This is a genomic window from Streptomyces lycii, from assembly GCF_009735685.1.
In the GTDB taxonomy this organism is placed as follows: domain Bacteria; phylum Actinomycetota; class Actinomycetes; order Streptomycetales; family Streptomycetaceae; genus Streptomyces; species Streptomyces lycii.
In genome coordinates this window covers 1-21107 of record NZ_WHPN01000420.1, presented here as the reverse complement: position 1 = coordinate 21107, position 21107 = coordinate 1, and the positions used below count along the sequence as shown (strand labels likewise).

At 68.3% G+C, this 21107-nt stretch carries 15 protein-coding genes, 1 tRNA gene and 1 pseudogene; 4 read left to right on the top strand and 13 right to left on the bottom strand.

Annotated elements, in window-relative coordinates:
* Positions 1 to 121: 121 nt before the first annotated feature.
* The 5 genes from GCU69_RS30075 to GCU69_RS30055 form a co-directional block, all read right to left on the bottom strand.
* Positions 122 to 547, bottom strand: a complete 426-nt coding sequence (locus GCU69_RS30075; RefSeq protein WP_235978794.1) for an ATP-binding protein — start codon at positions 545 to 547, stop codon at positions 122 to 124.
* A 288-nt stretch (positions 548 to 835) separates the two neighbouring features.
* A complete protein-coding gene (locus GCU69_RS30070; RefSeq protein WP_143671148.1) occupies positions 836 to 1738 on the bottom strand; it encodes a hypothetical protein in 903 nt (300 codons plus the stop codon).
* A complete protein-coding gene (locus GCU69_RS30065) occupies positions 1728 to 2483 on the bottom strand; it encodes a hypothetical protein (RefSeq protein ID WP_143671149.1) in 756 nt (251 codons plus the stop codon). The genes GCU69_RS30070 and GCU69_RS30065 overlap by 11 nt, the downstream gene beginning before the upstream one ends.
* Positions 2483 to 3799, bottom strand: coding sequence for a WXG100 family type VII secretion target (locus GCU69_RS30060; protein WP_143671150.1), 1317 nt, complete (start codon positions 3797 to 3799; stop codon positions 2483 to 2485). Before GCU69_RS30060 ends, GCU69_RS30065 begins: the two co-directional genes overlap by 1 nt.
* Before the next feature lie 2 nt (positions 3800 to 3801).
* Entirely contained in the window at positions 3802 to 4107 is a 306-nt protein-coding gene (locus GCU69_RS30055; RefSeq protein WP_156207775.1) for a hypothetical protein, read from the bottom strand.
* A 295-nt stretch (positions 4108 to 4402) separates the two neighbouring features.
* Between GCU69_RS30055 and GCU69_RS30050 the strand changes: the two genes are divergently transcribed.
* Together GCU69_RS30050 and GCU69_RS30045 are read left to right on the top strand one after the other, a co-directional pair.
* On the top strand, positions 4403 to 5047 hold the full coding sequence (locus tag GCU69_RS30050; protein WP_143671151.1) for a hypothetical protein: 645 nt from the start codon (positions 4403 to 4405) through the stop codon (positions 5045 to 5047).
* Positions 5044 to 6096 carry a hypothetical protein gene (locus GCU69_RS30045; protein WP_098752350.1) on the top strand — a complete coding sequence of 351 codons (1053 nt, stop codon included), beginning with the start codon at positions 5044 to 5046 and terminating at the stop codon, positions 6094 to 6096. Before GCU69_RS30050 ends, GCU69_RS30045 begins: the two co-directional genes overlap by 4 nt.
* Here the strand turns inward: GCU69_RS30045 and GCU69_RS30040 are convergent.
* Positions 6028 to 7299, bottom strand: a complete 1272-nt coding sequence (locus GCU69_RS30040; protein WP_156207774.1) for a hypothetical protein — start codon at positions 7297 to 7299, stop codon at positions 6028 to 6030. The genes GCU69_RS30045 and GCU69_RS30040 overlap by 69 nt on opposite strands.
* A gap of 361 nt (positions 7300 to 7660) precedes the next feature.
* Between GCU69_RS30040 and GCU69_RS30035 the strand changes: the two genes are divergently transcribed.
* Positions 7661 to 8422, top strand: coding sequence for a helix-turn-helix domain-containing protein (locus GCU69_RS30035; RefSeq protein WP_156207804.1), 762 nt, complete (start codon positions 7661 to 7663; stop codon positions 8420 to 8422).
* Positions 8419 to 8625: a DUF397 domain-containing protein gene (locus tag GCU69_RS30030; protein WP_156207773.1), complete on the top strand. Its 207-nt coding sequence runs from the start codon at positions 8419 to 8421 to the stop codon at positions 8623 to 8625. The genes GCU69_RS30035 and GCU69_RS30030 overlap by 4 nt, the downstream gene beginning before the upstream one ends.
* 65 nt (positions 8626 to 8690) lie before the next feature.
* Here the strand turns inward: GCU69_RS30030 and pglX are convergent, their stop codons facing one another.
* The 7 genes and pseudogenes from pglX to GCU69_RS32885 form a co-directional block, all read right to left on the bottom strand.
* Positions 8691 to 12461, bottom strand: coding sequence for a BREX-2 system adenine-specific DNA-methyltransferase PglX (gene pglX, locus GCU69_RS30025; protein WP_156207772.1), 3771 nt, complete (start codon positions 12459 to 12461; stop codon positions 8691 to 8693).
* A gap of 105 nt (positions 12462 to 12566) precedes the next feature.
* A complete protein-coding gene (locus GCU69_RS30020) occupies positions 12567 to 14036 on the bottom strand; it encodes a hypothetical protein (RefSeq protein WP_156207771.1) in 1470 nt (489 codons plus the stop codon).
* Positions 14033 to 15472: a KGGVGR-motif variant AAA ATPase gene (locus GCU69_RS30015; RefSeq protein ID WP_156207770.1), complete on the bottom strand. Its 1440-nt coding sequence runs from the start codon at positions 15470 to 15472 to the stop codon at positions 14033 to 14035. Before GCU69_RS30015 ends, GCU69_RS30020 begins: the two co-directional genes overlap by 4 nt.
* Positions 15472 to 15948: a hypothetical protein gene (locus GCU69_RS30010; protein ID WP_143671152.1), complete on the bottom strand. Its 477-nt coding sequence runs from the start codon at positions 15946 to 15948 to the stop codon at positions 15472 to 15474. The genes GCU69_RS30015 and GCU69_RS30010 overlap by 1 nt, the downstream gene beginning before the upstream one ends.
* A gap of 77 nt (positions 15949 to 16025) precedes the next feature.
* Complete coding sequence (gene pglW, locus GCU69_RS30005) at positions 16026 to 20429, bottom strand: BREX system serine/threonine kinase PglW (RefSeq protein WP_156207769.1); 4404 nt, start codon at positions 20427 to 20429, stop codon at positions 16026 to 16028.
* A 115-nt stretch (positions 20430 to 20544) separates the two neighbouring features.
* A tRNA-Ala gene (locus tag GCU69_RS30000) sits at positions 20545 to 20621 on the bottom strand.
* A 136-nt stretch (positions 20622 to 20757) separates the two neighbouring features.
* Positions 20758 to 21107: pseudogene (locus tag GCU69_RS32885) on the bottom strand (hypothetical protein); the annotation flags it as partial.

Genomic DNA, 21107 nt, shown 5'->3' with positions numbered 1-21107 from the left:
TTTCCCGGGCGTGACGAGGCCTGGCGCCGAACCCGGCGGCCCGGTTCCCGGGCTCCGGGCCGTTACACCGGGCACCGTGCGGCGGCACCGGCGATACGGACAGTGCCGGGGTCGGCCGGGACTACGGGAGCACGGTGCCGATGACAGCCCACACCGTCTTGCCCGGGGCTCCGTCGCGCGGGGTGACGCCCCATTCCTCGGCGAGCGCGGCGACCAACGCCAGGCCGCGTCCGGTCTCCGCCTCCGGGGACGGCGGTGCGGCGAGGCCGGTCGGTGGCTGCCCGTCTCCGGTGTCGGCGACCTCCACGAGCAGCCGTCCCGGCGACCGGGTGAGCCGCAACAGCGCATCCCGGGCGGGCGCCGACCCGTGGGTGACCGCGTTGGCGCTCAGCTCGGCCACGATCAGAGCCACCGCGTCGTTCACCGCCGAGCCGTACGGATGGCCCCACTCGTGGACGCGGAGAGAGGCCAGCCGCCGGGCGAGCCGCGCACCGCGCGGGGTGGCGCTGAACCTCAGCTCGGAGGTGTCCGCCGGCTGCCGGGACAAGGGACACGGGGCCGGGGTGGCGGCTGGAAGGCCCGGGGCCGGCCCGGGGGTTGTCGGTCCCGGCCGGTCCCGGACGGCATGCTCCGCCGGAGCCACTTCTGTTGCCTGTGCGGGACCGAGTTCGGTGACGGCCGGGGGATGGATCACGGCCGGCGGCCGTTCTGTCGCTGTCATGCGAAGAAGATCCCGCGAACAAAGCCGCCCTCACCAGCGCAAACGCCCCCACGACAGCGTTTTGTGGGGGCGGGCACAGCGGCTGCCAGGGTTGTACGGGTCCATCGGGCCGGGTCAGTCGTGCGGGACTTCCTCGATCACCGTTTCCCCGAAACGCCACGATCCCTTGTTACCCATGGCCTCCGCACGGAGTCCCATCTCCCAGGCAATTCTGGCCGCCCGATGCTGGGACACGTCCGGATAGTCCTCGGGATGCACCTTTATGTATCCGCGCCGGTCAGCGGGGCCCGCCTCCAAGGCTTCGCGAAGCTTCCTTTCCTGTTCTTCCTTGGTGGTGTGATCACGGGTGACGGTCTTGTACACGCGCACCCCGGCTGACGGTTTCCTCTTGTCTCTCCGCTTCGCCATGTCCGATCCCCGCCATGTCATCCAGCCGACAGCACCGAGTGAGGCGAGCGCGAGCGCCCCTGAGCCGAGAAGCTCACCTGTGGCATCCACCTCTCCCAGTGTCCGGGGCCGAAGCTCCCCGTCCGGGTCTTCCATGACAGTCAGCACTTCACCGACGTCGTAGAGGTCCGACGTCGTTTCCATCTCCGGTCCCGGTACTGGAGATCCGTCCTGATGTTCCAGCTCGTAATGGGAGTGACGGGCCTTCCGCCCTTGAGCCGGGTCCAACCATTCCTTGCTGACAGTGACCGTGGCCTTCTCGCCCCGCTGTTGCAGCACCAGATCTTCCCGGGCCATGTCGGCCACATATACGGACATCAGGGATGCACACACGATGAACAACGCGGTGTACACGCTGGACAGCACGGCGATCCTCAGCTTTCGGATAAGCACTATGAGAAATACCCCGTGGCCGGTCCACAAGAGAACGAGAACTCCAGGGCCGAGTTCGTCCACGACGAGGTACATCACCGTCACAACGACGGCCACGTAGCACCCGATGCCGACCGCCAGCGGGACGCGATACCGCGTCCGACTTCCAGGCACTATGTGCCCCCTGTCACCGCTCATGCTCACTCCCGGTGTTTCCGGTGTCCGATGTACCGGCCACCACGGCACGACTCTCCTCGTTCGGTTCGTCCGCCGATACTGACTGCATGATGGCGCTGAGGACGCCCAGATACTCGCCCCAGTGCTCGATGTCCTCGGTCATGAAGACGAAGAGAGCAGACCCCGGGCCGGTCTTCAGCGGAACGCAGAATTGCGCCTGGCGGACCGTGCTGTGGACAGGTTTCTCCAGCCCGAAGAGTGCACCGGGAAGTTGCAGACTCCGATCACCGATGCAGACAGCTGACGGGCCGTACGGCAGCATGATCAAGCCGACATCTGCATCCGGATGCTGCTCGCGCCACTGGACTGCCGTGCGCTTGGCCGTGTTCATCCTGTCCTGACTCTCCGGACCGATGTCCGGTCTTTCAACGATCACACACAGCGTTGCCTGAGACAGCTTGCCGTCGGACGTACGCAGCAGACTGGCCGACGCATGCTCAGCGCCTGCCGAGATCATGGTCTGGAGCGCGTACTCACCGGACACGACGAAGCTGAACTTTTGCTGCGGTGTGGCGCCGGAGAAAAGCAGGTCAACGGCATCGGCCATCCGCAGCATCCGCTCCTCTGAGTCCTCTTCCAAATCGAACTCGGTGAAACCAGGAGGTAGCTCAAACCAAAGATCAGGTATTTCGGTCGTGGCCGGTTTGTTCGATGCGGATCCGGTCGTAGTCGGCTCGGTAGTGGACGCTCCGCCCGTCGATGACATCAGTCTGTGAGCTCCCACATACCCAGGCCGATGGCGCTGCCAATGGCGACCACTCCACCGACTTTTCCGCCGCCTGCACCCGTGACAATGTTCCCCGTCCCCGTACCCCAAGTGGCGGCATCGTACTTGCCCGGGCTGGTGCCCATCGCGTTGATCGCAGTGGGTGCCGTCCACGCCACCATGGCTGCAGCTTGGACGCCTTCCGTAGCCGTCAAGGCCGCACCACGCGAGACTCCCAGTCTGCTGGCGGCAGCCATGACGGGCTTGTCGATGATTTTGGCAACCGGGTCTGCCTGCTTCATTACACCCTTCGCGGTCGCCCCCGCAGTCTTGATCCCGACTTTGGTGCCTGCCGCGACGCCCTGAGTCGTCCGAGCCGCCTTGACGCCGGCCTTCACTCCCTGAGCCACCGCTCCAACGCCCGGCACCATGCCGAGTGCGTCGCCGCCGAGCGTAAGCCAGTTGCCGATGTTCCCACCGGTCGGCGGGAAGAGTCCGCTCAACCCGTAGGCGGATGCGTGCGCGAGAAATGCTACGGCGCTCAGACCAATGGCCAGAGGGGCAAGCACAGGACAGAAGATTGCTATAACGCCAACGATGGAGGCTACGACTGTGATCCAGTCTGCATGGTTTTTGATCCAGGTTCCGATCTCGGCAAGGACATCAGCCACTTTCCCCGGCAAGTCCGCCAGCGCATCACCCAGATCCTCAATGGCGTTTCCGAGCTTGTCCCAGATGCCAGGCTCGTTCGGAGCGATATCCATAGCCGATTTCAGCCTGCTTGCTATGCCGCGGCCGTACTCCTGGTACTTCTTCGCCACACTGCGGGCCCTACGGCGGATGTCCTCGAGCTCGATCTCCTGGGCGTTGACGGCCCGATTGGCTTCCTGCGTCTTATCCTTGTGCTTCTCGGTGTCTTTGGCGTCGTCTTTGGCTTCGTTGAGTTTTCCTGCCTTGTCGTACGCCTTTTCCAGCCGCTGGCTGACCGCAGCCGCTTCAGCCTCCAGGGCTACAGCAACTTTCTGCCTGCCCTCCATGTATTCCGCCCAGTCCTCCAAAGCGGTGGCTGCGCCGGAGAAGGAGTCGCGGGCTTCGTCCATCCGAGGGCGGAATTCGTCGTCGAATTTTTCACGGAAAGCTTCCGCCGCCTTCCCCTTCCAGTCACCGGGACCTGTGCCGTGCAGTACGTGGCAGATTTCAACAAGCGCTTTCGCTGTCTTGCGTACCTTCCTGGCCACGTCGTCGGCAACCGTTTGATCTCCCGGACACGGCACAAACCCCAAGGCCGGAAAATCTTCCAACATCGCTTCTGCCATGCCTATTTACCGGCCTTCTTCTCTTTGCTTTCCATCTGCTTGGCGAGATCCATGTCCAGAGCATCGAAGGACTCTTTGACCTTGAGCAGCGCCTTGGAAGCTTGATCAGAGAATTTAGTCAGTTTCTTGATTCCGTACGACCATTCATCGCCGAAATCATCCATGCGGTCGGCAAGCTCAGGCACACCCATGGCCTGACCGCTGATCTGCTCCATGTCCCGACCAGGCTGCTTCATCAGATGGGCAATGTGGTCGAGGTTGCCCCTCACCCGATCAAGCAGCGCATAGTCGATTGACAAGTCGCTCATATCGCCCCCGGTGGCAGATTTTGACGCGCTCCTCGTCGGAGCGTCACCATGCTGACACACAACGATACGATTATCAGGGCGCCTAGAAGGCTCAGGGTGACGCCTGACTCACCCGGCAGCGTTGGGTCCACGCGCCGGTCAGGCGCGACGGCGCCGCTGCCGGCGGATCGGGTGTGCCTGTCAGTCCTGTACGAGCCCCGGCTGGCAAGGTGTACCCCCGCCTGCACGGACGGGTAGCGGGACGGTACCGTCTGTATCCGCCGAAAGTCTGTCCTCCTACAGGGAGTTGTTATTCGTGCGCCCTCGTCCATCGCTTCCCGCCACTGCACTGGCCGCCGCTGCAGCCCTACTGCTCACGGCTTGTGGCGGCGGTAACGAGACGTCCAAGGACTCCGGCAAGATCGAAGGTGCTCACCAAGACGACAAGTCGTCAGCTGAGTCCAGCCCGCCATCGTCCGCGAAACGCCCGCAGATCAAGATCCCGAATGGTTTCGAAATGACCTTCGAGCGGTGGGAGTCCACCGATCCGAAGGAGAACGCAGTCCTCCAAGACGGACGAGAGCGAGTCCGTGCGGTCAATGAGGCCATCCTTCAGAATCCCGCGAACCCTGAATCTCCCCACGTTTCGTTCTACAACGCGGAAGGGGCCCTGGACTCGGGTAAGCGTTGGATCGACGGCTTCAAGAAGAATGGCTTGACGATCACTGGAGAGGTCCGTTATCTCGACCCTCAGGTCGGTTTCCGTGACGACGGATCAGCCACTTTGGTCTACTGCGCCGACGAGAGCAAGGGGTTCTCGAAAAACGTCAAGACCGGAAAAGTCGACGACGAGTCCTCGTCAAGCCCTTACGTGCGCTACACCACTCTGTTGAAGAAAAATGGCGAAGGTGTTTGGCAGACGGTTCGCGTGGTGAATGAGCGGGGCGCCTGCAAGGGATGAAGAAGAGCCGATGGTCTGCATACCTGACAGTCTCATCATTGGCGGCCATTTTTGCCGTGGGCGCGACGCCCGGTACAGCGTACGCCAACATCGGTAACGGCGACAGCGAAGCAGAGGCACCTGTCGGCGGGGAGTCCGATAACGGCAAGGTCGCCGCGCATGCCACGGGAACTAGAGTCGTGATCAAACAGTCCGGGGGAGGAAGCGGCGGTTCGAGCGGCAGCGTCACTTCGGTTGACCCGAATTGGACGCCGCCACCGTGCTGGTACGAGCCCGCTCTGACTCCCAAGCAATTGCAGGATGCCGTCGAGGGAATGGATCGACGCTCCGAGGTGATCCCGGTGACCGCCACTCTCTCCTGGGGTCACGACCTCATGAAAGAAAACTACCAGGACGGCAGGAATTTCAACATCGAAAAGCAGGGTGAGGGGATGTGGTGGCGGTCCGTCAACAACCCGAACAACAATGACCCGGCCGCCGTCTTTGATTGCGAAGAGACCATGTTCTGGGTCGACGCGGGTGAAGTCCCCGACGTTCCCCATGCGCTGACCCCCGAGATTTTGGCGGAGTACGCATACAACTCCGTGAAGGTTCCGGAGACCAGGGTAGAAATGAACCCGGACGGCGACCAGACGGTGAACCTGCCGACATGGATCTGGTTGGATGAGGCGAAGTTTGAACCAGTGACGGTTCGGGCGGAGCTTCCGGGTTCCGGGTTGTGGGCCGAGACCACAGCGAAGCCGGTCGGTCTTCATATCGATCCCGGCACCAAGGATGCCGAGACCTTCCCGGCCTCTGGCGATTGCCCTGCCAACGGCGACGGCAGCATCGGGGCGCCATACACCAAGTCCAAGGCCGAGAAGAACCCACCCTGTGGCATCAGGTACCTCCGCTCGACCGCCGGATCCGGGTCGCACGCGCTCGAGGCGACGCTGACATGGGAGATGAGCTGGGAGGGTTCCGGCGGCACCGGCGGTGATCTACCGGACGGCACATTCGGCACGACCATCGACGTCACTGTTCAAGAGGTCCAAGCGATCAACCGCTGACCATCCGACGGCCGGTGCAGCACTGACCGAGCCACACTCGCGGCACAGGTGCTCGTCGGCTTCCGGAAGGAACAGGCGGGCCTGGACGTGGTCGCCTGCGCATTCCCGCATGCGGGACAGGCGTGCCGACAGGCGCCGCCCCGTAGTGGCCGGGTGGGCGGCCGGGGGTGGCGTGTCCGGGCAGGGGGCCTGGTCGGGTCCGTCTCCGGTCGGCGGTGTGGGCGGTACGTCGCGGAGCAGGTGACGTACGAGGCCGCCGGGGCGGTGCACGGTGCCGTTGCCGGTGGGGAGGCCGCGCAGGATCTCGTAACGTACGTCCGCCGCGCGGTGGCCTGCCTCCAGCCAGCGGGCGACGAGGCCGGTCAGTTCGGCGGTCATGGCCCGGGGCACCCGTAGCCGGGGGTCGAGCCGGGGCAGGTCGTCCACCAGGGCTCGGGCCTCGGTGGCGCGGGATGCCGGTGGCTCCGCTGTGGGGACCATCGCCGGAGCCGGGGCGCCACCCGAGGCGGACACGGTGTCCGGGGCCGGGGCGGTGGGCCGGGCGTGGGCGGCGGCCGAGGTCTGGGCCGCGCTGGGGCCCTGGGCCGGGACTCGGGCCGCGGAGGGGCTGCCGTCGGATTGCTGGATACGACGGTCGGCCGGACCGGGCCGGTGCCCGGCCGGTGGCTGTTCGGCTGCCTGGCTGCCCGGAGGGTGGAGGGTGTTCTCTCCGGTGTTGGTTTGTGGATGACGGCCGGTGGGCGGGTGGGTCGGGGCACCGGCGGCCGGGTTGCCGCCTGTCGGAGCGGCCTGCGGGGATGCCGCCTTGGCCTGAGCCGCGCCCCGGGCCGGAGCCACCGGCGGAGCCGCATCGCGGACCGCCGGCGCCCCGGGCGGAGACGTGTCGCGAACGGCGGCGGCTTCGTCCGGGGTGAGCGGGACGTTGGAGACGAGCTGTTCGGTGGCCCACAGCCCGCGCTCCCGCTGGCGGCGCCACTCGTGAACGTAACCCTCGGCCTTGAGCTGGGACTTGGCGCGGAGGAAGGCGACCTTGCCGATACCGGCGCGCTCGGCGGTGCGCGACAGGGGCTCGCGGGCGCCTGCGGGGAGCGAGAGCTGCCAGGTCAGCAGCCGTACGGCGTCCGAGGTCAACCTCGGGTGCCGGATGATCTCGTTCGAGATCTGGGAGTAGAAACGGGTGGGCGCGATAGCATGACGCAGCATCACGGTGGAGTCTCGTTCCACTTGGTGGTGTAGGCCCTCGCAGTCGGTTGCAGCCGACGGTGAGGGCCGCCTCGCGTCTGGCCAAGGCGGCGCGGACGGAGGCGGGTTGACGAGTCAGACAGTACCGCACCCAGCGTGACGCATCGGTCGCTTTCCGTGCGCCATATCCCCGGGTGTGCGGCTCACTCACACGAACGAAGTTCAGCCAGACAGCCGCTTTTCCGCACACAGCGGTTCTAGCCTGCTGGCACGGTGGGCGGGCTGAGGGGACGAGATCGTGGACGCTGCGACGAGTGCCGTTGACGAGGTCACGGGCGGCGCGGACCCGGGGAACGGGTTCCTGCGCTGCTTCGGACGCCAGATGAAGCTGCTGCGCGAGGCCGCCGGCCTCACCCAGGCGGAACTGGGCGCCCGGGTCGGCTACGGCGAAGCCCAGATCGCCGCCGTGGAGCAGGGCCGCCGCATCCCCAAGCCCGAGCTCGTGGACGCGGTCGACCGCGTGGTGGGGGCGGGTGGCGTGCTGTCGGCGATGAAGGCGGAGCTGGGGCGGGCGAGGTATCCGGGGTTCTTCCGCCAGTACGCGAGCCTGGAGGCGGAGGCTTCACAGCTGCACGCCTACGACAGCCACGTAGTGAAGGGCCTGTTGCAGACGGAGGAGTACGCACGTGCCGTCTTCGAGATGTGGCGCCCTCTCTTGGACACCGACACCGTGGAGCAGCGCGTGGCCGCGCGCATGGAGCGACAGAAGCTCTTCTCTCGACGCCCGGCACCGCTCCTGAGCTTCGTCATTGAGGAGACGGTACTCAGACGGCCGCTCGGCGGAGCAGCAATCATGCGCGGCCAGTTGGAACAACTTCTCCTCTACGGGCACCAGCGGAACGTCGAGATTCAGGTCATGCCGACCACACGCGAGGAACACGCCGGACTGGCCGGTTCCTTCACATTGCTCCATCTCGGTGATCAGCGCAGGATGGCCTACATGGAGGTGCAGGACGAGAGCGCACTGCACTCGGAACCGAAGAAGGTCAGCGCGTTGGAAGCAACCTACGGAGTCCTCCGGGCCCAAGCACTGACACCCCGGGAATCCCTGGCCTTCATCGAGAAGCTGTTGGGAGAGCAATGAGCACAAGGGCAACCGCGCCGAGCGCAGAGCAGCTGGCTTGGTTCAAGAGCAGCTACAGCGCGGGGAACGGCGGGGATTGCGTGGAGGTGGCAGCCACTGAGGCCGCCGTGCACATCCGCGACTCAAAGCGGAGTGACGGGCCTGTTCTGCACGTCGGGTCCACGCAATGGACGGCGTTCGTGCAGATGGCTGCGCGGAGCTGACCGTGGAAACTGGGAGAGTGTAGCGAGCAAGATCACGCTCGCTACACTCTCCCAGTTTTGCATCGCTACTCGGCGGCCTTCCGGCGACCGCCCCGCTTCTTCTCCGGGCGCCAGTCGCGTAGGTCCGATTCCGAGAGGCGGCGGGCAGTGCGGCCGGTGTTGAGGACCGTCTGGAACTCCTCGGCCGGGTTGCCCTCCCAGTCCTCGTCGTACTCGTCGTACCACTGACGTACCCAGGGCATGACCTCTTGCAGGCCGGCCAACAGCGGCACGAAACGGGGATCATCCGGGTCCCAGCCCTCCTTGTCCACTCGGTCGTGAAGGAGGTTGGCGAGGGCTTCGGCCTGTTCGCGGTGGTTCCAGCCCGCCCAGCCGAGAAGGAGGGACGGGTCGGCGTCGGGCTCGGCGCCCGGGTAGGAGATGAAACGCTCCTTCGGCACGTCCAGCTTGCCGCGATGCGACCAGTAGGAGTGCTTGAGGAAGTCGGCACCCGTGTACTTCGGCGGGACCTTGATCTCGAGCCGCTGACCGGTCCGGTCCTCTTCGCGCTGTTGCTCCCAGACGTGCTCCCACTGGGCGCGCTTGCGCAGGCCGCTCTCCTTGTAGCGGAGAGCGCTGAGGTAAGGGACGTGCTCGGGCTCGATGACGGCCTTGAGGACGGTGGCCAGGGTGGCGTCCGGCTTGCCGAGATGGTCGGCGGCGTAGAGAGCGGCTACGGCCTGAACGTCCTCGTCGTGGCGGAGGGCGTCGGCAAGCTGATTCACGGTGAGGGTGCGGGGCGAATTGAACTCGTTCCGCTCCTCGAACCACAGGTCTTCCCGCTCGGCCGCGTCGAGCAGCCAGGTCCGCAGAGCGGCGGCCTCGCGCTTCTCCCATGGCTCGATGGACCAGCGCCGCTTGTACTCGGGACGCTCGATCAGCCGGATGTCCCGGTTGCTCTCGATGAGGTCGAGGCGGGCCTGCACGACCTTCTTGTACGCCTCGGGCCACTCCTCCGGGATCTCGGAGATGGGGGTGGATCGATGCCGTTCGAACCAAGCGGTCTCGGCCTCGCCCTTATCCACTCGCCGCTTGAGGTCGATCTCGAACGCCCTCTGGCCCAGAGCAAGCTGCGGTACGTCGGCGTCGGGCAGCTCGGAGGGGTCCGCGTCGAGTGTGACCCGGGCGACCTCCTTGGGTGTGAGCAGCCCGTACGCCCCATAAACGGTCCAGTCCAGCTCTTCCTGGAACACGATCATGCGTGCACGAATCTTGTCCTGGGCGGATCGGGCTTCGCCGAGGACTTCCCGAGTCGGCGTGGCCGAGGCTGCCAGAGCGGACGGCTCGTACTCGGCTAGCTCTTGGGCTAGGGCGTCGATTTCTCGTCCAAGAGCAAGTGGGAGCGTTGCCGGAAGGGGGAATTCTTCGAGCTTGGTTCCGGTGAACTCGAAAAATCGCTCCCACTCCTGGGATTTGAACCCTTCATTGATTCCCTGACTACCCTTGTCGTGACTCACCTGCTTCAACCAGAAGCAAGCGGCTGAAGAATTAAGCACCCCTAGCAGCTCTAGATGCTTTTCCTCGCTGGTCGCCTCAGGCAGCTTGATCACAGGAGCGGACCTGTTGAAAACCTTCCCGCCCCGATCAAGCACGAAGTGGTTATGCGTGGCAACGAAAGCGAAAGAAATCAGCGCGTTCGCTTTCGTGCGCCCCCACGACAACATAATATGTTCGTGCCACGACATACCACGATCTTCTCGCGTCTTTCCAAAAGTCAAGCCAGTTCTCAAGGTGCTTCGATACGGCCAGAATAGGAAAGTCGACTGTAGAGACAGGTCGACGCACTCGCCCCGGTACGGCCACAGGACAGTGGAGTCTGCATTTGCCAGCCAATCCCTGAGGACATCACCAGTGACAAGTGTCCTGTGCTCCGCCTGATGCCGCTTCCATATCGTCGGGAGTCGCTCCGCACCAAACACGTCGTCCTCCCCTAGGATGTCGTGAAATCCAGTGGATTCGATGACGTCCTTGAGGGTGTGCTCGCCGTGGGCTTCCACGATTTCCATGACCGAACCCGCACCACCACCACTTAGTGACCACGGAAACGATGCAAACCGGGCTCGTTCAGCATCCTCAGTACTGACCCAGGATGAATCACTCCCTGATTCCCCGACCTGTCGCGTGATGGCCGTCCACACCAAACCTTCCGCAGGAACGTCCGGTTGACTCGGCTCACCCCGCACACCCAACACAGCCCTGATGGGATCCGCCTGCCGCGCCACTTGATTTCGGCCGGCCAAAATCACCGTCGGCGTTCCATGTCCCGGGATGTACGCACCCGACGTATCAATGACATGCGACAGCTCCACGCCTCCGAAGTGACGCTTCCGCTTGCTCTTCGGATCCTTGTAGGGGCCACCGTGGAAAAACGACTCGATGAGGACCTTGCCAAACTCCCGCTTCATGAAGGAATTCGCTGTGATCTGTCCGGTGAATCCCCCATCACGACGGTCGCCACCCGCCCGGATGGCCAATTCGAAGATTCGCTGCGCGAACGGCGCCGACAACGCGTACTTGCCCGCACAAGCAAAGTACACATCGCGGTAGTTTTGGTTCTCCTGCTTGTCTTTGACCGTGATGTACGGCGGATTTCCCACGACGACGTGGTACGTGCCGCGTCCCAATAGATCGACGCTTTTCACGTACTCCGGGACATCCTCCGTCCGGTAAGTGAAGACGTCACCGCGCTCGGCATCGTCCAGCGTCGGGTCGCTCTCGCGCCCCGCCTCCCTGCCATGCAGCAGCGAATCCCCCACCGCCACCCGGATCGGCATGGCGGGCGCGGCCCGCAGTTCGCGTACGCCGCATTCCTTCAGTGCCGCGACGAGCAGCCGGAAGCGGGCGATGGACGCGGCGTACGGGTTCTTGTCGGCGCCGTGGACCGACTCCAGTGCGCGGCGGATCAGGACCCAGTCGTCCGTGCCGGGCTCCAGTTCGCGCCACTTTGCCAGCAGCCGCTGGAAGATGCCCAGCAGGAAGTGGCCCGAGCCGCAGGCCGGGTCGATGCAGCGCAGGCCCCGTACCTCGCCGTCCTGATCGGTCTCGCCCCGCCAGCCGTCCGGCTTGTGCTTCCACACCGGGTCGAGTCCGAATTCCTCGACCGCCGGTTCCAGCGTCAGGTCGAGGATGAATTCCTCGACGAACACGGGCGTCTGGAGCAGGGCGTACGTCTTGCGGGCGTACTCGGAGAGATCCTGGTAGAGGTCGCCGAGGAAACGGGTGTCCAGCTCGGGGTCGGTGAAGTCGTGCCGGAGTTCGCCGTCCGGGCCGCGTTCGCGCCAGAACGCCAGCAGCGCGCTGGCCGCTTCGTACGAAGGCTCGGCCTCCCACAGCGGGTTGTGGCCTTGGTCGAAGAGGCCGGCGGCGGTCGGGTGGGCGTCGGCGAGGGCTTTGAAGGACTCGGTCAGCCAGTCGCGGTCGTTCTTCGCGGGGTTCTCACGGAAGAATGCCTCGTGCCGGTCCTGCGCCTCCGCCAGCCGCTCCCCCGGCCCCGACAGCCAGGCTTCCGGCAGCAGGCCGTTGTCCTCGCTGAACCGTACGAAGACGCAGGCCAGCACCCACGCCGAGGCGATCTGGACAACGCGCTCGCCGAGCCACGTCTCGTACATGGCGGCAGTCCGCTGGGACTCCAGAGCAAGGTCGTACTCGGCGCGCAGCGAGGCGTCGTACCCCTCCTCCGTCTCCGCGCGGCGCAGGAGGTCCCTCCGCAGCTCCTCGACCTGCTTCTGCAGTTCCTTGAGCAGCAGGTCGCGGTCGAGCGACGCGACGACCGTCGCAACGGCTTCCTCAGACGACACCGGCGGAACCTCTCCATCCCCGACAAGCCTGCCGTGCAGAGCACGGCGTATCGGACCATCCTGCCAGCACGGGCCGGGCGGCCGGGAGCCGCAGCCCGCAGTCCGCTACCGTCCCGTGCGCGGTACGCCGCCCCGGCGGCCCAGGCCGAAGGCGATGCGGTAGACGTCCGGCAGGTCCAGCCGGTCGTCGTTGCGGCGCCGCATTACCCCGAGAGTGATCAGCTCCTCGACGAGCCGGGACAGGTCACCGGGGGTACGGGGTCCGGTGTGGACGTGTTCGGGCCGGTCGGCCTGGGCGTATCGCGCGGCCTGCTCGCCCAGCGCGGCGGGCAGATTCTCGTCTTTCCACGCCTTGAGGACCACCGGCTCCTCGATCGGCACCTGGCAGCCGCTGAGCGGCTTTATCGCCAGCTCGACCCAGGGTGTGTCCTCGCAGACCTGCTCCACCCGGATTCTGGAGGCGGCCTGCACTCCTTCGCGGATGGCGTCGTGGTGCAGGGCACGGTCATGAGCCGGGTGGGCCGACCGGGTCGCGTCCGCCGCCGTCGACAGGGCGTGGAGGAAGCTGCGGGGGCTGGCCTGGCCACGGCCGTCCATCAGGTGGTTGGGCAGCCAGGTGTAGGGGCGGCCCTTGCGGAAATTGCCGCCCATGAACGGGTCGGCGATCTGCTCGAACAGCTCGGTCTGGAACTTCTCGTCGTTGCGGAGCGCCAGCGGCGGCACATGGCGGGTGCCGTGCTCGTCGGAATCCCAGCCGCCCGTGAGCCGGCGGAAGCGCTCCGCCTGTCGGCTCTCCTCGTTGCCGAGGTAGTGGAAGAGGAGTCCGTACAGGGCGGTCTGCGACCATTCGAGCCGGGCCGCGTTGCCGGACAGTTTGTGGGCATCGGGGAAGTACAGCTTCGCGGCGTCGAACATGTCGGGGCGGATGAACACCTTGAAGCGGATGTTGCGGGTGCCGAACCGCATCCGGAGCGCGAGCTGAAGGATCCCGGCGACGAGCTCGTCCGCCTTCTCGCGGTCCGCGTGCAGATGCTCCAGGGCATCGAAGAGGACCAGATGGACGACGTTGTCCTCGTAGGCCTGCCGGTCCTTCTGCTCCACGGCCCGCTGCGCCGGGCCCGGGTTGTCACGGACCCAGGCGACCTTGTCGCTCCACTCCGGCAGCCGCTGGATCTCCGGCAGGCCCAGGGCCGCCAGCAGGACCGCGTACCAGATCTCGTCGGCCGGGGTGCCCGCCCGCACCAGGGCACGCAGGTCCGGCGGTCCCGGATAGTGGTCTGAGGCCAGGTCCATGCCGTGCCCCGGGGCGACGCGGAGGCGGCGGAGCCGGGCGATGCGGTACTCGTCGGCGGCGAAGCCGCGGAGTCCGGGGTCCAGCAGCGAGCGGTACCAGAAGGTCTTGCCGACGCCCCGGCCGCCCTGCACCACCGTGTTGTCCACATAGAGGGCCGTGCGGTGCGCGTCCGGCATGAACAGGGTGTGCGCGGTCGGCCGCCGAGTGTCGGCCTCCGTGGCATCCGCCAGCGCGTCCGACAGCAGATCGCGGTACTCGCTCGCGGTGAGCGGCTGCGTCATGCCGTTCCCTCCTCGCTCCCGCTGTCGCTGCCGCCGCCGTCCGGGGCGGACAGGATCAGCGGGGTGGCGGTGGCCAGGAAGTCACGGTACGCGGCCTGCACGAAGGCGCGGTCCTGCCAGCGCGGGGAGTTCAGCGCGTCCATGCCGACGAGCCCGGGATCGAACAGGATGGGGATGGGGTGGTGCGGCGCCGCGTCGTCCTCCTCGGCCGGGGAGAACGGCGTGTCCGTGCCGGAAGCCGATACGCGGCCCGATACGGGATCCGGGTCGGCCCCGGCCTCGTCGGCCACCACCTCGTCGTACAGCGTGGCGCGGAAACAGTCGTACGAGCGGGACCGGAAGGCATCCAGGTAGTCGTCCATGGTGTGGTGCACGGAGTCCGGCACCATCGAGGCCACCATGCGCAGCTTGTCGCGGATCTCCCGGGCCTGGCCCGAGGACTGCCAGGCAGCGAAGAGGTCGCCGTAACCCGTCCACGTCTGGGCGTTGTCCGCGCCGAAGAGCAGCGCCAGGTCGCACAGCCGGGAGATGGCCACCGCGGCGACGTCGTGAATGCCCGCCCGGCTGTCCAGCAGCACCACGTCGGGGCGGCGGTCGCTGTCGCCCTCCCGCTTCACCGCCTCCTCACAGGCCCGGACCGCGTCCGCCAGCCGGTCGGCGAAGCTCGCGCCGGGGGTGTCGGCGTAGACGCGGTTGAGCTTCTCGGCGTACGCGTACGGGACGCCGTCCACGCCCTGGCCGCGCGCGGGCGCCACCCACAGCTCGCCGAAGCCGCTGCGCGGGGTGTAGGAGGTGCGGGTCACCAGCTCCAGATTGTCCGCGTTGCCGACGGCGGACTCCACCAGGTGGTCCACGATGCCGGACGCGGGCAGTCCCCCGCCCGCGAGGAGCGGGCCGATGCCCGGAGACTCCAGATCGAGGTCGACCACCAGGACGATCTTGTCCTGGTCGGCCAGGTGCCGGGCGAGGACCGCCGTCGCCGTCGTGCGGCCCACGCCGCCCTTGAAGCCGTAGAGCGCGGTCCGGTGGGTGCGGGTGCCGTCGGGCTCGGGGCCCGGGGTGGAGACCTTCGCCCAGTCCTCGCCGACCACGGTGTTGTTGCGGAGCCGCACCGAGCCGGTGCGGCTCCCGGCGGATTCCGAGGCCTCCGACACAACGCGGGCCGAGCGCAGCAGTTCCGCCGTCGAGAACAGCCGGGAGCCGAAGGCCAGCGGCCGGCTGGTGGCGTATGCGCCGAGCCCTGCGAGGGCCGCGGTCCAGCGTTCCCGCCGCCCCTCGTCGACGCTCGCCTCCCGGTCGTCGACGACCACGGAGAAACGCCCCAGGACGTCCCGGACCAGCAGGACGTCGAAGCCCTCCGCGGCGATGTCGCGGGCGATGTCCAGAGCGAGCGGTGCGGCCTCGTCGAAGCGGACTCGGGCGGGGATCGGTGTCACTACAGCCTTCCGTCGAGCAGAGCGCTCTGGTGCGCCTCGATGATCTCCTGGGCGACCGTGCGGCGGCTGTGCACCGCCGCGGCCTCGGTGGCGCTGCCGTCCCGGTACCGCTCGTGCACGGACCAGGAGTCGAAGGCGGACAGCCCGTCGAGGACGGCGGTCAGCCGGGCGCCCGACCGGCCGCTCGCCAGCAGCTGCAGATCGGTCTCCAGCCACGGCAGATGGCCGAACTCACGAGGCTTGCCGGTGCCCGCGTCCAGAATCCACGGCGCTTTCGGCAGTCGGCCCTTCGGCGGCTTCGGGCCCATCGTCGCCCCCAGAAAGCGCAGCATCAGGCTCTTCAGCGCGCACTCCACCGCGAACCCGAAGTGGTAGTCCGCGCTGGGCAGACGCCCGTCCTCGCGGAGGAAGTCGGCGTCCGTGAAGTGCCGTTCCGCGGCACAGGCGTAATGGTGCTCATGTGGTAAGTCCGACACACAGTGGATCATAAGCTGAACCATCCGCGCCAAGAGCGGCATACTCACAACAAGTGCACCCCGGCAGGCCCCACTTGCTACGCCGCCGCCCGCAGCTCCTTCAGTACCAGCCCGTCCAGCACCGCCCACTCGCTCACCCGGTCCACGACGTCGACCGTCCGGCGGCCGTCCAGCGCGGGTGAGGCCTGCGGGTCCTCCATCGGCACCAGGAGCCACAGGCCGTGCGGGGAGTCGGCGGGTCGCCGGGCGGCCTCCTGGAGGGTCACCAGGAGATCCCGGCCACCGAGGTCCCAGTACCGGGCCGGCAGCGCGGTCTGATGGGCGAAGACGACGGTCCGCGGGCCTGTCTCCTCGGCGCGGGCCGCGACGCGGGCTGCGACCCGCTCGGCGGCCAGCCGGGCGTAGGAGGCGAGGCCCGCCCCGGCCACACCGGTGGCCGCGAACTTGGCGTCCGCCTTCAGCAGCGCCCGGAACGACACCCCCTGCTCCGCGGCGAGTTCCCGCAGTGCCGCCAGGAAGAACTCATCGAGCGACACGGACAGCACACCGCAGCGCTCCGCCAGGCTCGCGGCCACACCCGGCAGTTCGGTGCCCTTGAGCGTCAGCGCGAGGAACCCGCCCCGGCGGCGGGCCGTCTCCAGGCGGGCCTCGAGGACCTGGCGCGGGTCGCGGCCCTGCGCCAGGTCGCTCTGCGCGGCCTCGATCAGCGCTCCCGTGCTGGCCAGTTCGGACACCGACATCAGCGTCCGGCTCCCGCGGGTCTCCGGCGGGCGGGGGAAGAAGCGCTTGCGCTGCTGGTCGTAGCGGAGCGGGAAGTCTGCCTCCGCGAGCGCCTCCTCCAGCTCGACGTACGTCGTGTCGGCCAGGACCGCCAGCCCGGGGAAGCGGGCGCGGACCCGCGCCAGCAGGTCCGCGGTGGAGACACCGGCGTCGGCTCGTACTCCGGCCGCGGCCTGGGAGATGCGCAGGGCGCGGGACAGCTCCAGCGCCAGCGGGAACAGCTCCAGCCGAGGGGAGACGGCAACGCCGCTCGCCATGGCCGCGGCCAGGTCCACCAGGCGGGTATCCGCAACCGGGGCCATGCCCTCCGGGGCCGGGACGGCACGCAGCTCCCGCAGCACGGTCGCGCGGCCGGGCAGCGGGTCCCGTCCAGCCAGGTCGACGGCGGCCTCGCCGAGCCCGGCCGCGTAGTCCGCGAGCTCGGCGGGGGTCGGGTCGTCGGCGCCCGGCTGATCCTCCAGGGCCAGCACCACCTGCCCGCCGCGCCGCAGGACGGCCAGCCGGGCCGTGCCCTCCGCACCGGCCTCCGCGTCGTCACCGCGCTTGCGGGCCTCCGTCTCGGCTGCCGCCCGGACCACGGCGAGGGCCTTCGCGACAGTGTCGGCCGGGGTCCCCGGGCTGTCGGCGCCGCTGCCGTGCCGCGCCCGCAGGTCCGCGGCCAGCTCCTCGGCGGTCATCACCCTGCCCTGCTCCGACAGGCTCGTCACCAGCTCGTCGCGGACCCGGCGCAGCCACGGCAGCCCGGCCCACTGCTCGACCGCGGCCAGCTGGTGCTGGGAGACAGTGGGCTGGCTGATGCCCAGCGCCCGGGCGATCGCGGGCTGGGCCGGCCAGGGCTCCAGCCGCTCGGCTTCCGGCAACTGCAGCATGGCCCGTACGACGTCCGGGCGCGGCTTGGCGCGGCGGCCGCCCTCCGCCGGGGTGAGCCGGGCAGCGAGGGTGTCCACCGATTCCAGCGCCTCCTCCGGCGCGTCGGCAGGCAGGGCCGCGGGCCGCTCAGGCGCGGGCTTCCTGCGCAGATCGTGGGTCCACTGGCGGTGGCGCCGGTTGAGCTCCTTGCGGATCATGTTGCCCGCGCCACGGGCCCGGGAGATCGTGTGCGGCGGGATGTCGAGCAGCGCGCCCACGGTGGCGGCGCCCAGGGAAGCCGCGACGGACACGGCGCGCGGCGACAGGCCCGCCGCTTCCAAGGGGGTCTTGAGGTCCGCGGCGGCGGCGGCCTGCTCACGGGCGTCCTCGATGTCCGCAGCGGCCATGCCCACCGTGGCGGGGGTGGTGGCCGGGCGCGCGGAGTCCGCCGTACGGAACAGCCGCCGCCATGCCTCCTGCATCTCGCGCAGGCTGTCGAACCGCTCCTCCACATCGCGGTGCAGGGCACGCTCGAAGAAGAGGGTGAGGCCCTCGCTGAGCGCGGGGTCGAAGAGCTCCCGGGCCACGTAGAGCTGCGCGTCCGGGACCGTCAGCGGGTCGACCCGGCCGTCGCCCCACACGGGGCGCTCGCCGGAAGCCATCTCGTGCAGCGTCACGGCGGCCGCGTACCACTCGGCGTGGTCGTCGTAGCGAGCGCGGCGGCTGCCGCCCAGGAACGGGTCGAGATAGCCGCGGGTGCCCGCCTTGATGTCCTGGTCGGGAGCATCTGTCAGGGAGAAGTCGAACAGCATCAGCTGCCACGACCCGTCACTGCGCTTGAACAAGCCCAGGTTGTCCGGCTTGATGTCCCGGTGCCGCACTCCTCGCGCGGCCAGGCTGTCGAGGGCGTCGAACAGGTCGTTGCCGAAGCGTTCCAACTGGTCGTAGCCCAGCGAGCCCTCGCCCCGCAGCCGGGACCCGAGACTGACCGCCTCCCGGTCGCCGGGCGAGCGGAAGCCGCCCGCGTACTCGATCTCCAGCACCACGCGGCCGGCGACCTCGCGGGGCTCCGCGAGGAGCTTCACGATGCGGCCGCCGCCGACCTCCTGGAGGGCGCGGGCCTCCGCATACAGCCGGGCGTCCTTCTCCCGGTCCAAGGCGACTTTGAGGACGCGCGGGGACTCCGGCTCGTCGACCCCCTCGTCCGCGGTGGGGCGCACCAGCAGTGCCCGAGCGGTCGCGCCCGTGCCCAGGACCCGGACCACCGTCCAGGTGTCGTCCAGCGGCCGGCCGGGCTGCACCGTCAGCGGGTCCGCGACGGCGGTCCCCGCCCGGTCCGACGCCACGGCGTCGGCCTCCGCGGCGTCCAGCAGCCGCAGGAACTCCTCCGCCGAGGAGATCCGGTTCTGCACGTCGGACGCAGTGGCCTGGAAGACCAGGTCGTCCAGGGCAGCGGAGATGCCGTCGGCGACCGCGAACGGGTGCAGTCCGCCCTCGGACGCCAGACGGTCCACCAGCGTGCTGCGCCGGTCGGCCGGCGGGCGGCCGGTGAGCAGCAGATAGGCGAGGCTGCCGACACCGAAGACATCGAGGTCCACCGGGTCGGCGTCCTGGCCGGTCTCGGGGGCGAGATACACCTCGGCCGCGTCCGCGATCAGGCCCACGTCCAGGGGGGTGTCGCCGAGCGAGAGATGCAGGCTGGTGTCGAAGTCCCGGGCGGCCGTCTGCCAGTTCGCGATCCTCAGCACCGGATCACTGCCGTCCTCGCGCGCGGACACATACACCGAACGCGCGGACAGGGCGCGGTGGTACAACGACCGATTGTGGGCATAGCGCACGGCCTCGGCCAGCTGCCGCACCAGGTCGAGACGGACCGCCGGAGTGAGCCGGCCGCCGTACGCGTCGAGGTAGGCGTCGAGGCGCAGATCCGACGCGCGGTGCCGGAACAGGATCGCCGGGCCGCCCTGGTGCTCGCGGATCTGCACGGCCTGCACGATGCCGCGGTGATTGATGCCCTGCAGCACCTGGTACTCGCGGCGGGCCGCGCGGTCCACCTGCCGGCGCTGCTCCGCGGACGGTGCCTGGCCGGCCAGATAGATCCGCACCCGGCCGCTCTCCGGGACCAGGCCGTCGTCGCGCTTCGCGAGACGGTCCTCCCAGCCGGGGCCGGCGTCGAGCGCGCGTGGCTCCAGACTCCAGCCGTCACCGAAGCGCAGATGCGCCATGGAATGGCTGACGCCGATGCGCTTCATCAACTGTTCGAGCAGCTGGCCGGTCTGCGGAGTGATCCGCCGGCTCTCCCGCTCAGGAGGCAGACCGAGCAGATCGTCCCAGATCCTCGGCAGCCCGCTTGCGCCGTCGTTGCGCCCGTAGACAGCGGTCCGCTGGAACTCGTCGAGCTCGCTCACCAGGTCCGCGTCGTGCAGGAAGACCGCCGGTTTGATGTACGGCACCCGCCGCGGGTCCACGCCCGCCGAGCGCGCGGCCCGCTGCAGCTGCCCCTTGAGCTCCTTGGACTTGAGGTCCGTGAGATGCAGCGGATTCTTCAGCGTCCGTACCCGGTCGGCGCCGTGGAACTGCCAGGTGTCCCCGTGATTCACCACGCGCCCCGGATGGCCCTTCAACTCCAGCAGATACAGGCCACCGGGCACGGCGATCAGCAGATCGCACTCGTTAACCCGGCCTGTGACGCCGGTGAACTGGAACGTCGCCCACGCCCGGTACGGCTCCGCCCGCGGCAGCAGTCGCTGCACATGCTCCAGCCCCTCCTGCTCCCACGGGAAGCCGGAGCGGCGCGGCTGGAACCAGTTCTCCGGACGCTGGAGGCGACCGGGCTTCGAAGCAGGCGGCACCGGGGCACCTCCGGAGTCTCAACCAATGGGGCTGGAACGACGAGATCCCGCCCGATCTCAGCGATCGGACGGGATCTCGTCAACCCTTCCCCAATCGCTGCGGGAAGAGTGCTGCTGGTGGACCTGAGGGGATTTGAACCCCTGGCCCCCTCGATGCGAACGAGGTGCGCTACCGGACTGCGCCACAGGCCCTTGCAACGAGAGAGACTCTAGCATCCCCAGGCCGGTGCTCGGAAATCCGTTGATCTCCTGGTCAGCCGCCCGGCAGTAGTGTCCGTCACGTCACCCGTGGGGGACGGCGTCCGTCATTCGTGCGGGGCGGCGTCGGTCACTCGTTGGCGGCGCGCGGCCGGTCGTCGCCCTCGTACTGGTCGAAGAGCGGCGTGCGGTCGCGGTCCCGGCCGCGGCGGGCGCGCTCGGTGCGGCCGGTGCGCGGCGCCGGGTCCTGGGCGGTCCGCTTCCCGGGCCGCTCCGGCTGCTGCGTCCCGGCCGGCCGGTCCGTGCCGGTCGCTTCGGCCGCGGGGCCGGCGGTGCCCGACCGGGCCGAGCTCCACGCGTCCGGGGCGTCCAGGTCCACACCGCCGGTGGCCCGCGGCGCGACCGGGGCCGTCACATACGTCGGCAGCGGCACCGGGACCGGCTCCCAGCCCTCGCCCTCCGGGCGCCCCCGCTCGCGCT